An 11,930-nucleotide genomic window follows, 5' to 3' on the forward strand; every position below is an offset into this window, starting at 1 on the left:
GACCTGCTCCGCGTACATTTGAACGACCTGGCCGCAAGGAGGCCTACCTGGCCGCCATTTCGACGTACGCGCGGGAAAATCCGGACGAGGAATGGATCGCCGGGGGCGGCTGGGCGATGGAGTATTTCCCCGGCGGCTCACCGTCCAAAGAGGACCTCGACCGGATCGTGCCGGACCGGCCGGTGTTCCTGTTCAACCGAGACGTGCACGGCGCCTGGGTGAATTCGGCGGCGCTGCGGATCGGTGGGATCACCGCGCACACTCCCGATCCCGCCGACGGCCGGATCGAGCGGACCGCTGACGGCGAGCCCAGCGGGATGCTCCAGGAAGGCGCCGCCTACACATACCGGGACCGTTTCCTGCCCGTACTGACCAGGCAGGACTGGGAAGCCGCGATCCTGCACGCGCAGGAATATCTGCACAGCCTGGGCATCACCGGCTGGCAGGACGCCTGGGTCACCCCGGACACCCTCGCGGCCTACCGCTCGCTGGCCGACGACGGCCGGCTGACCGCTCGGGTCGCGGCCGCGCTCTGGTGGGAACGGCATCAGGGCCTGGAGCAGATCCGGTCCTTCACGGAGCAGGCGTCCTGGGGATCGGGAGGCAATATTTCGGTGCGTACGGTCAAAATCATGACCGACGGAGTGCTGGAAAAAACTACACCGGCTCGCTGCTTGAGCCCTACCACGACGGTTGTGGCGGCGACAACGTTGGGCTGTCCTATTTGGACTCCGACGAGCTGGCGGCCGCGGTCACCGAGCTGGATCGAGTCGGTTTCGGCGTACACATGCATGCGATTGGCGACCGGGCCTGCCGAGACAGTCTGGACGCGGTGGCGGCCGCCCAGGCCGCGAACGGCGTTTCCGACAACCGCCACCACATCGCGCACATCCAGCTGATCGACCCAGCCGACCTGCCGCGGTTCAGTCACCTTGGTGTCACCGCGAACATGCAGGCGTACTGGGCACAACGCGATGGACAGCTGGAAAAATTGACCCGCCCGTTCCTCGGCGACGAGCGTACGGACCGGATGTATCCCTTCGCCGACCTACGCTCGGCCGGAGCCCGGATCGCCGCCGGCAGCGACTGGCCGGTGTCCACTCCGGACCCGCTCGCGCAGATCGAGGTCGCGGTCCGCCGCCGCAGCCCGGAGGACCGAGAGAACGATCCTTTCCTGCCACACCAGTCATTGTCACTGTCCGAGGCGCTGACAGCCTTCACCAGCGGCTCGGCCTACGTGAACTACGACGACGAGGCCGGCCGCATCGCGGTCGGCCAGCGCGCCGACCTGACCGTGCTCGACCAGGACCTTTTCCAATGCCCAGACGGGAAAGTAGCGGACGCCTCGGTCGAGTTCACCATCACCGCCGGCACCATCGTCTACGCGCGAGGCTAACCTCGCTGCCAGACCACCGGCGAGGGCGTAGGTTCAGGCGGGAGACCAAACTCACGAGGAGGACACGGTGCGTTTCGCGATCAAGACCCGGCCTGAGCACACCACCTGGGAGCGGATCCGGGATGTCTGGATCGCCGCCGACGACTTCGAGATCTTCGAATCGGCGTGGAACTGGGACCATTTCTATCCCCTGTCGGGCGATCCGGCCGGCTCTAACCTGGAAGCGTGGAGCATGCTCGCGGCGCTCGCCCAGGCGACCCGGCGGATCCGGATTGGCTGCCAGGTGAGCGGCATGATTTACCGGCATCCGGCGCTGCTGGCCAATATCGCCGCCAGTGTCGACATTATTTCCGCCGGCCGCCTGGAACTCGGCGTCGGTGCCGGCTGGAACCAGCAGGAATGTGATGCGTACGGCATCGAGCTGCCGCCGTTGAAGGAGCGTTTCGACCGCTTCGACGAGGGTGTCCAGGCCATCATTGGCCTGCTCACCCAAGAGCAGACGACTTTCCAAGGTCAGTACGTGAAACTCACCGAAGCCTTTTGCGAACCAAAGCCGGTACAGCGCCCGCACCCGCCCATCGTGATCGGCGGCAAAGGCCCGAACCGAACGCTGCGAGCGGTCGCGAAGTGGGCGCAGCAGTGGAACGCGATCACCGAAAGCCCGGAACAATGGCGTGAGCTCAAGGAAGTTCTGGTCACCCGTGTGCGCCGAGGTGGGTCGCGACCCGGCCGAGATCACCTGCTCGGTGAACGTCCGCATCGACCCCGCCGAGCCGCTGGAGCGGGCCGCTGAAACGGCTGCCGCGTACGGAAATGCCGGCGTTGATCTGATTGTGATGAACCTGCCGCTGGACGCCGGTCCGGAGGTTTTGGAGCCACTCGCCAAAGTGTTGGCATAACACCGTGTGGGCGTGGCGGCAGCCGGGGCCGTACGAGTTCGAGCGGATCGAGGTGCCCGCGCCCGATCCGGCCACCCTCGGGACCGGCGCGGTGCTCGCGCGGTTCCGGGCCGGCGCGATCTGCGGCAGTGACCTGCCGCCCTTCACCGGGGTGCGCAGCGCGGAGTTTCCGCAGACCGGCACGGTCGGGGCGCCGCTGCATGAGTTCGTCGGCGACGTGGTTTTTTCTCCGCGTCGCCGACCATCGCGATTGGTGACAGGGTGGTCGGTACGGCATGGCCAGCCGCTTTGCTGGAAATCGTGCCGTCGTCCGTGGACCGCCTGCACGTCCTTTCCCCGCGGTTGGACGATATTCACGCGACCAGCGTCCAGCCGCTCGCGACCGTGCTGTGCGCGGCCGAGCGCATCGGGGACGTACGGGCAAAACGCGTCGCGGTATTGGGGCTCGGCCCCATCGGCGTGCTTTTCGCCGCCGTGCTGCACGATCGCGGCGCGTACGTGACCGGCGTCGACCGAGTCGACCGGACCGATGTCGCCCCGCTTTTCGGTATCGACGAGCCGGTCACCGGGCACGCCCGGCAATGGGCCGCCGAACTGTCCGATGTGGACAGACCGGACGTGGTCATCGACGCGATCGGGCATTCGCACGACATTCTCGAAGACTGCGTCGAGGCCGTACGCCCGCACGGCGAGATCTTCGCTTTCGGCTTGCCAGAAGAGCGCTACGTGATGCCGATGCGGCGATTCTTCCGGAAGAACCTCACGCTCCGCGCCGGCGTGACCTCCGACTGGCCGCGGCACCTCGCGGCCGCCGAGATCTTCCTGGCGGCCCGGCCGGAGCTGGGTGCGGCCTACGTGACCAACACGTTCGGGCTGGATCGCCTCCAGGACGCGTTTCTGACCGCTCTCCGGCCGGCCAAAAATCGCCTCAAAGTGGCCCTGATCCCCTGAGAAGTTCGTCAGCCGAATGTAAGAGCTGCCTGAAAGCTTCCGCTATTTCCCTTATATCGATCGTTTTCTCAGCTACCTTGACAACAAACCCGGACACCGGGTCGGTTGTGAGACAGATCGCGGAACTGGCACATATCCGGACCAGCTGACATCCTTCGTTGAAGGTTCAACTACCCGGCCAGTCGGAGGGATCGACCCGTATGAACATCAGGAAGCACTGGAAAGCGTGGCTTGTCGGCGCGGTCGCCGCGGCGATCGATCGCTGGTGGTGGGCGTGCCGTACGCATACATTCACTTCGTCGAGGGCGACCAGCCGGCCGCCCTCAGCCTGAATAGCGGCACGTCGGACTCCACATCGACGAGCGCCGTCTCGGCCGACGGGAGCTGGAAGGTCTCCAGCGGCTCACAGGCGGGCTATCGCGTCCACGAGACGCTCGCCGGCCAAAGTGTCACCGCGGTCGGCCGTGGCACCGGTGTCACCGGCACGCTGGCGATCAGCGGTACGAACGTCACCACCGGCAGCTTCACCGTAGACATGACCGCGATCAAGAGCGACCGCACCCAGCGCGACGCGCGTTTCTTGTCCATTGTGGACACAGCGAAATTCCCGACCGCGACTTTCGCGGTGACCAAACCGATCGCGCTCGGTTCCATCCCGGCGGCCGGCAAGACGATGGACGCCACCGCGACCGGCAATCTGACCGTGCACGGCGTCACCAAGCAGATTTCGGTGCCGATCAAGGCAACCCGCTCCGGCGACAGCATCAAGGTGCAGGGTGCCATTACGGTGACCTTTGCTGACTACGGCGTGCAGGCGCCGAACATCGCCAGTTTCGTGAAGGTCGACCCCAGCGGTCAGATCGAGTTCCTGTTGACCCTCACGAAGTAACTACTTCCGGCGCAACAGAGCCAGAAACATCGCGTCGGTGCCCTGGCGGTGCGGCCACAGCTGCACCGTCGGGCCGGCGCCGAGGTCCGGTACGTCCGGGAGCAACGGCCTGGCGTCGACCAGCTCCGCGCCCGTACGACGCACCACATCGGCGACCTGGACCCGGGTTTCCGCCAAGTGCGGCGAACACACCACGTACCCCACAACACCGCCCGGCCGAACCGCCGTCAGTGCGGCGACGGCCAGTTCCCGCTGCAGCTTCACCAACGGCTTCACGTCCGCCAGTTGCCGCCGCCACCGCGCCTCGGGGCGGCGGCGCAACGCGCCAAGGCCCGTACAAGGCGCGTCGACGAGCACTCGATCGAAGCCACCCTCGGGCAGCCGCGGATCCTCGCCCACCGACCGGCCGTCGGCGACCACGACCGTGACCGGCAGGCCTTCGGTCGTACGAGCCACCAGGTTCGCGCGGTGCTCGGCCTGCTCGACGGCCACCACCGACGCCCCTCGCTGCGCCGCCAGCGCGCCCAGCACGCCAGTCTTGCCGCCCGGCCCAGCGCACAGGTCCAGCCACCGCTCGTCCGCACCGGCCAGCTCGACGTTCGCCAACGCCAGCGCGCACAGCTGACTGCCCTCGTCCTGGACGGCGGCGCGGTTGTCGCGGACAGCCTCGATCGCCGCCGGGTCGCCGCCGTCAAGGTAGATCGCGTACGGGCTAAACCGGCCAGCGGTCCCGCCGGACGCGGCCAGCAGCTCGTCCCGGTCGATCCGGCCCGGCCGGGCCACCAGGTGGGGTGGCGGCCGGCGCGCCGTCGGCGGCCAGCGCGGCGGCGGTCTCGGCCAGCGCGCCGATGCCCCCGGCTGGCTTCTCTCCAACGCGTCGGCGAACGCCCGGACGATCCACTCCGGATGCGAGTGCTCGATGGCCAGATGCGCGACCGGGTCCTTCTCGGGATCCGGCGCCACCTCGACCATCCACGCGTCGAACTCACGCTCGGCGACTCGGCGCAGCACCGCGTTCACGAACTTCGCTGGCCCGTCGGTGACCGCGACCCGGGCCACCTCGACGGTGGCGGCGACCGCGGCATGCGCCGGCACCCGCATGTGAAGCAGTTGGTACGCACCCAGCCGCAGCAGCTCCAACACCCGCGGATCGACCTGCTTGAGCGGCCGCGAACTGCAGAGTTCCAGCACCTTGTCCAGCTGCCCGGTGCTGCGCAGGGTCCCGTAGGCCAGCTCGGTGGCGAAAGCCGCGTCCCGGCCGACGATCCGCCGGTCGGCCAGCATGCCCGGCAGCACCAGGTTCGCGTACGCACCGCGGGCCGTCACCGCGACGAGAGTGTCGAAGGCGGCCCGGCGGGGCGCGTCGGTGCGGCGGCTTGTACGGCCGGGTGGCCTTCCGCGCCGGCCGGCGCGGGCCCTGACCAGTCATCGGCCAAGCACCTCGCCGCCGTTCAGGCGCAAGCCGCGGGCCCAGTCGGCGGCCGGCATCGCCCGCTTGCCCTCGGCCTGCACCTCACCCAGCTCCAGCGCAGTCGTACCCGTCCCCACGAGAACATGCTTCTTCGAGACCACGAGTTCCCCCGGTGCGGGTTGCTTGAGCCCGATCACCGCCGGTTGGTAGACGGGCTTGACCGGCCCGAGTTTCACCCGGTGGCCGCCCAGCGTCGTCCAGGCACCCGGTGCCGGCGTACAAGCGCGGATCCGGCGGTCGACGGCCCGAGCCGGTTCCTCCCAGCGCACCCGCGCGTCGTCGACGCTGATCTTCGGCGCGAGCGACACGCCATCGGCCGGCTGCGGGACCGCCACCGCTGTGCCGGCCTCGATCGCATCGAGCACCGCGACCAGCAGTTTCGCGCCGGACAAAGACAGGCGGGCGAGCAGGTCACCGGGAGGTGTCGCCGGCGGTGACCTGCTCGGTCACCGTGCCGTACACCGGGCCGGTGTCCAACGACTCCTCGATCGTGAAGACGCTCGCGCCGGTGATGTCGTCGCCGTGCAACAGCGAATGCTGCACGGGTGCCGCGCCGCGCCAGGCCGGCAACAGTGAGAAGTGCAGGTTCAGCCAGCCGTGCTTGGGGATGTCGAGAGCGCTGCGCGGGATAAGCGCGCCGTACGCGACCACCGGGATGCAGTCCGGCGCGAGCGCCCGCAGGTGCTCCTGGAACTCCGGCTCGGACGGCCGGCGCGGGCTCAGCACCTCGATGCCGAGCTCGTCAGCGAAGGTGGCCACCGGCGACCGGTGGGCCTGCCGGCCACGGCCGGCTGGCGCGTCCGGCCGCGTGACAACCGCCACCAGGTCATGAGCCGAGGCCTGGATCGCGCGCAGGGCGGGCAGTGCGGGTTCCGGCGTACCCGGCGAAGACGAGTTTCAGCGGATCGTCCCATGCAGCTCGGACGGGCTCAGTTTGATGACCGGCGGGGCGTCCGGGTTGAACCACTCCGCCTCGCGTACCGCCTTCATGGCGGCCCGTTTGGTCTCGCCCTCCAGCCGGTCCAGGAACAGCACGCCGTCCAGGTGATCGGTCTCGTGCTGCAGGCAGCGGGCCATCAGCCCGGTGCCGACGATCTGCAGCGGGTCGCCGTACTCGTTGAAGCCCTTGGCGATCACGTTCTGCCGGCGCTTGGTGTCGAAGTAGAGCCCGGGGATGGACAGGCAGCCCTCCGGGCCCTCCTGCTCCTCCTCGTCGGTGAACTCCAGCACTGGGTTGGCGATGTGGCCGACCACGTCGTCGATGTCGAAGGTGAACACCCGAAGACCGACGCCGAGCTGGGGCGCGGCGAGGCCAGCGCCTTCCTTCTCGTGCATGGTGTCGATCAGGTCCGCGACCAGCTGGCGCAGCTCCTTGTCGAACGTACGCACCGGTCCGCCGGCGTACGCAACACCGGATCGCCAAACAAGCGGATCGACTGGACGGTCACACGGGTCTCCTCACCTCCGGCCGACCCGGCACGAATCGGGACAGCTAACCAGGTGACATTTTAGGCAGCGAGCTGCGGGCTTGTTCACCGCGGTCAGCACTGCGAACAGCACGCGAGCGGACGGGCCTCTGCACGTCCGCTCGCTCTGTGCCCTGCTCAACACACTGATTTCTTTATCGGCGCTCGACGACTTGGGGGACCCGTCTTGCGATGAGCATGAGGATAGCGGAAATAACCACCACGTGGGGCGCTTCGGAAGAACAAAACAAACAGAACTCCGCTGACGGAAATGGTTTGTCGTCAGCGACAAATATCCGGCTGGCAGGATGGACGTCATCCGACCCGCTTCCGAGGAGACCCGTGCCCGACCCCCGCGCCTCACTTGGCTTCGCGCCGCCGGCGAACGAGTGGCTGGACAGCATCCAGAACCTCGCTGCCACCGAGGTCGTACTTCCCGACGACCATACCGCTGACCAGCAACTACGTGACCTCGGCGTACTCGAAGCCGACCGCGCCGACATCCTCGCCGCCCGGCCGGCCCAGCCCGAGCTGCGCTGGCTTCTGGACCGCTGCCACACGCAACTCGTCGCTGACATCGACCAATCACCAGGCATGCTTCCCTGGCCCGAGCTGCCCACGTCGTACGGCCCAGTCGGCCGCTTCTTCTACGTCTGGGTCTTCCTGACCGCACTGCCGGCCATCCGCGACTGGCACGCCCAACACGGCATCACCGACGCCGAGTCACGGGAGATTCTCCAGGACGTCGGCCGCCAAATCGCCGTCCACCGCCGCCTTTTCGACGGCGTCAGCGGCCTGCACACCCAGGCGTGGTTGACCCTGCACTTCCGCGCCCAGATCTTCTCCTTCGGCCGCCTCCAGTTCGAGCGCCAACACTCCCGGGTGACGGTCCCCGACGTACTCGCCCTCGGCGACCCGGTCCTGAGCGTCCACATCCCAGAAACCGGCCCGCTACTTCCAGCCGCCTGTGACGCTTCGTTCGCCGCTGCCGCGAAGTTCTACCGCGAGCACTTCCCGGCCGAGAAGTACGAGCTAGCCGTGTGCCGCTCATGGCTGATGGACACACAGTTGGCGGACTACCTGCCGGCCGAATCGAACATCATGGCGTTCCAAAACCGATTCACCTCGAGCGGAGAGCAGTCCCCCGGCGATGCCGCCGTTCTCGAGTTCGTGTTCCGGTACGCGGGTACGAATCTCGACTCGCTGCCCCAGGACACCGGCCTCCAGCGAGCCGTTGTCGCACATCTTCGATCCGGCAAACGCTGGTTAGCCGCCACTTCCTACTGCCGCCTGTAGGAAGCGGTCCGACGTCGAGTGCAGTACAAAACCCCACTCTCGACGTCGAGAGTGGGACATTGTCCCGCACTCGACGTAAATCCAGCCCCAACTTCTGACCTACCCGGCCAATAGACCTAGATCAACTCCGACGGGTCGACCTGAATCCGAACTGGATCAGGGGCCTTGCGGGCACTTCGCACCCCAGCCGCCTGGTGCAGGGCGGCCGCCAATGCCAACCCCGCGCCCCGCCGCACTCGTACCAGCGCGCGCTCGGTGTCCTCATCCTCAGCATCGGACACCGCCACCGGCCCTAACACCTCGCCGCCCTCGGGGAGGTGGAACGCCTGCAGGAAGTCGGCGACGGCGTCGGCGCGGCCAGTCAGGGAGGCCATTCTCACGGCCGGGGGGAACCCCAGGGCCGTACGGTCGGCGAGCTCGCTGCTCGCGTGCCATCCCGGGTCCCACCGAAGCAACGCCTGCACGACGGGCACCGAACCATCGGCGTGCGCGACGACGATCCCACCGCGTTGGGCGGGGCGTACGAGCGCGACGGCGTTCGCCCATCGGCGCAGGGTTTCCTCGGACGCGCGCAGGTCGGCCCGGGTCAGCAGAGCCCAGCTGTCCAGCAACAACGCGGCTCCGTAGCCGCCGTCGGCGACCGGTTCGGCGCCGGGCGTGGCGATCACCAGGGCCGCTTCGGCCGGCACGGTCGCGAGCACACCGTCACGGCCGGAGGTGCGTACGGGTGTGCCTGCGAAGGCGCGGCCGAGTTCCTCGGCGGTCCGGCGGGCGCCCACCACGGCTGCCCGGAGCCGCCGTGACCCACACTCCGAGCAGGTCCAATCGCCCGCCAACCGGCCGCACCAGCGGCAGCTGGGCACCGCGTGGCCGCTGGACAGCGCCAGCGGGCCGGAGCAGGCCGAGCAGCGGGCCGAGGCCCGGCAGCGCTCGCAGGACATCGACGGCAGGTAGCCCCGGCGCGGGACCTGGACAAGGACGGGTGCGCCGTCGGCGAGCGCCTTGCGGGCGGCCTGCCACGCGATAGTGGGCAGCCGAGCGGCCATTGCGCCGGCGTCCCGCTCCTGGTCACGTTCGTCGCCGACCGGTACCACCCTGGGGCTGGCGGACCGCACCACCGCGCGGTCAGCGAGCCAGCTCATGCGCCCAGCCGGACTCGATGAGCAGCTGCGCTTCCGCGGTCCGTCCGTACGCGCCGATCAGGACAGCGCCGCCGCCGTGCTGTGCGCGCGTCAACAGAACCTGACGGGCGTGCGGATAGGGGGCGCGGGGCTCGGCATGCAGGTCGTCGCCGTCGTCCCAGATCGCCACCAGACCGAGGTCGGCGACCGGCGCGAAGGCCGCCGCACGGGTGCCGGCGACCACCCGGACCTGCCCGCGGCTGGCTCGCAACCAGCGCCTGTACCGAGCTTCCGGGCCGAGCGCGGCGGACAGGCTGACGTGCTGCCCATCGCCCAGTACGGCGGTCAACGCGGCATCCAATCGATCCAGATCGCGCTGGTCTGGGACCACCAGAACAGCGCCACGACCGGAACGTACGCACGCGGCGGTGGCCTCGGCGAGCCGAGCCGGCCAGTCCTCGCCAGGCAGCGCACCCCAGACCGCCCGCGGCGAGCGGCCGTCCTGAAGAGCGGTCAAATAGGCCGCTCCGGTCGCATAGCGCTGCCAGCCGTCAGCAGCCGGCGCGGCGACCTCGGGCAACGGCTCGTCCGTCGTACGAGCGGCATTCTCAGCGCGCGCGTGCCGGGGCGGCACCGCCAACCGAAGCACATCGGCGAGCGTGCCGGCATACCGATCGGCGACCTGCCGCGCCACGGTCCCGATCTCGGTGCTCAGCACCGCCTCAGCGGACACCGCACGCTGCAGAAATGCGAGCTTGCCGGGATGTTCACTGGCCTCCAGCCGGGCCAGCACGAAGCCATCCACCAGCTGTCCGGAGAACCTCACCCGGACCCGCCCCGCCTGGCACCACCTGCTCGTCCGCGGTGGCTGGCACGAGGTAGTCGAACGGGCGGTCCAGGTGCGCCAGCGACATGTCCACGGCCACCCGGGCGACCGGCAGCCGCTCAGCGGGCTCCGGTCCGGCCGTGGCCTTGCGGCGCGCTGGGCGCACGGCCAGACCGCGCAGCGCGAGCTGCCCCTCCCCCTCGTTCACGCACCCAGGTCTACCAGAGGCCCACGACCGAACCGCCGCGACCAAACTGGTGCGGCCCACCACACGTCAAGACAAGATGAACTCAACACGGCCTAGACTGCGGTTCCGGTGGATCGAGAGGCAGGCCTTGATCAGCGAGTCTTTGGCGTTTCATGTCCTGGGCCCGTTCGAAGTGCTCGTCAACGCGGAACCCGCGGTGGTGCAGGGCCGCCAGCGGTCGGTGTTGGCCGCGCTCGCGCTGTCCGCCAACCGGGTCGTCTCCTACCGGGCGCTCACCGAGTACGCGTGGCCCGAGCCGCCGCCGAGCCGCAACAGCCTGCAGACGGTGGTGGCCCGACTCCGCCGCCAGCTCGGCACCGACACGATCGTCACCGTCGGACCCGGTTACCTGCTCCGGGTCGATCCGTTGGCGGTCGACGCGCTGCGGTTCCGCGACCTGCTGCGAGCCTCCCGCGCCGCCGGCGAGCCGGCGGCTGAGCTGGAGTTGTTGCACCAGGCGCTGGCCCTGTGGCGCGGCGACCCGCTCAGTGACGTGCCGTCCGACCTGCTCCAACGCGAGGCCGCCGCCGAACTCACCGAAGACCTGCTGTCAGCGCTGGAACGTCGACTGGATCTCGACCTGGCCAACGGACGGCACCGCGAGGTGCTGGCCGAGCTGCGCGGCCTGACCAGCACCTATCCGCTCCGGGAAGCCCTCTGGCAGCGACTGATGCTGGCGCTGCATCGCGGTGGCCGGCGGGCCGACGCGCTGGAGGCGTACCGGTCGGTGGCCACCGCCGTACGCGATCAGCTTGGTCTGGATCCCGGCCGGGATCTCGCCGACCTGCACCAGGCCATCCTCGAAGACCGAGCGTCGCTGGCCGTGCCGGAGACCGCACCGGCCTCGCCGACCGCGCTGGTACGCCCGCCGCGGCAGCTGCCGTCGGACATCGCCGGTTTCGCCGGCCGGGCCGACCACCTGGCCACCCTGGACGCGCTGATCCAGCCGGTCGCCGGCCGGACGCCGAGCGCGGTGGTGATCTCGGCGATCGACGGCGCCGCCGGGATCGGCAAGACCGCGCTCGCGGTGCACTGGGCGCACCGGGTCAGCGACCGGTTTCCGGACGGCCAGCTCTACCTGAACCTGCGCGGCTTCGGCCCCGGCGCACCCGTACCCGCGGCCGACGCACTCGACACCGCGCTGCGATCGCTGAACGTGCCGGCGGACCGGATCCCGGCCGACCTGGACGCCCGGGCGGCCGCGTTCCGCAGCGAGCTGGCCGGCCGGGCGGCTGCTGATCCTGCTGGACAACGCTCGGGACAGCGACCACGTACGGCCCCGCTGCTGGCGTGCAAGCGACCTCGCGGTGCTGATCACCAGCCGTCCCAGTTTCGCGGTCTGACGCGCCGCGAAGGCGCCCAGCGGAT

General features: G+C 69.2%; 7 protein-coding genes and 4 pseudogenes. 7 read left to right on the forward strand and 4 right to left on the reverse strand.

Going from position 1 to position 11,930, the window contains the following annotated elements; all coding sequences use genetic code 11:
• Positions 1 to 56: 56 nt before the first annotated feature.
• The 5 genes and pseudogenes from GNX96_RS60730 to GNX96_RS47115 all read left to right on the forward strand — a co-directional run.
• Positions 57 to 587, forward strand: a pseudogene (locus GNX96_RS60730) (amidohydrolase family protein); the annotation flags it as partial.
• Positions 536 to 1,396, forward strand: a complete 861-nt coding sequence (locus tag GNX96_RS60735; RefSeq protein WP_279583389.1) for an amidohydrolase — start codon at positions 536 to 538, stop codon at positions 1,394 to 1,396. The pseudogene GNX96_RS60730 and the gene GNX96_RS60735, both read left to right, overlap by 52 nt.
• A gap of 67 nt (positions 1,397 to 1,463) precedes the next feature.
• A pseudogene (locus tag GNX96_RS47105) lies at positions 1,464 to 2,295 on the forward strand (TIGR03560 family F420-dependent LLM class oxidoreductase).
• 261 nt (positions 2,296 to 2,556) lie between these two features.
• Positions 2,557 to 3,246 (forward strand): zinc-binding dehydrogenase, encoded by a 690-nt coding sequence (locus tag GNX96_RS47110; RefSeq protein WP_163573861.1) that lies wholly within the window; start codon positions 2,557 to 2,559, stop codon positions 3,244 to 3,246.
• A gap of 274 nt (positions 3,247 to 3,520) precedes the next feature.
• The gene (locus GNX96_RS47115) at positions 3,521 to 4,135 is read left to right on the forward strand and encodes a YceI family protein (RefSeq protein WP_279583390.1); all 615 of its coding nucleotides are present in this window, start codon (positions 3,521 to 3,523) and stop codon (positions 4,133 to 4,135) included.
• Here the strand turns inward: GNX96_RS47115 and GNX96_RS47120 are convergent, their stop codons facing one another.
• The 3 genes and pseudogenes from GNX96_RS47120 to def form a co-directional block, all read right to left on the reverse strand.
• Positions 4,136 to 5,560, reverse strand: a complete 1,425-nt coding sequence (locus GNX96_RS47120; RefSeq protein WP_163573864.1) for an RsmB/NOP family class I SAM-dependent RNA methyltransferase — start codon at positions 5,558 to 5,560, stop codon at positions 4,136 to 4,138.
• Positions 5,561 to 6,507 (reverse strand): annotated as a pseudogene (gene fmt / locus GNX96_RS47125) (methionyl-tRNA formyltransferase).
• On the reverse strand, positions 6,504 to 6,995 hold the full coding sequence (gene def / locus GNX96_RS47130; protein ID WP_279583391.1) for a peptide deformylase: 492 nt from the start codon (positions 6,993 to 6,995) through the stop codon (positions 6,504 to 6,506). Before def ends, fmt begins: the two are co-directional and overlap by 4 nt.
• A 419-nt stretch (positions 6,996 to 7,414) precedes the next feature.
• Between def and GNX96_RS47135 the strand changes: the two genes are divergently transcribed.
• Positions 7,415 to 8,368 carry an acyltransferase domain-containing protein gene (locus GNX96_RS47135; RefSeq protein ID WP_163573863.1) on the forward strand — a complete coding sequence of 318 codons (954 nt, stop codon included), beginning with the start codon at positions 7,415 to 7,417 and terminating at the stop codon, positions 8,366 to 8,368.
• A gap of 116 nt (positions 8,369 to 8,484) precedes the next feature.
• Here the strand turns inward: GNX96_RS47135 and GNX96_RS47140 are convergent.
• Positions 8,485 to 10,403: pseudogene (locus GNX96_RS47140) on the reverse strand (primosomal protein N').
• Positions 10,404 to 10,650: 247 nt separating this feature from the next.
• Here GNX96_RS47140 and GNX96_RS47145 point away from each other — a divergent pair.
• Positions 10,651 to 11,930 (forward strand): AfsR/SARP family transcriptional regulator (locus GNX96_RS47145; RefSeq protein ID WP_279583392.1); only part of this gene is annotated, 1,280 nt, incomplete at its 3' end.

The organism is Fodinicola feengrottensis (genome assembly GCF_010993775.1).
GTDB lineage: Bacteria > Actinomycetota > Actinomycetes > Mycobacteriales > HKI-0501 > Fodinicola > Fodinicola feengrottensis.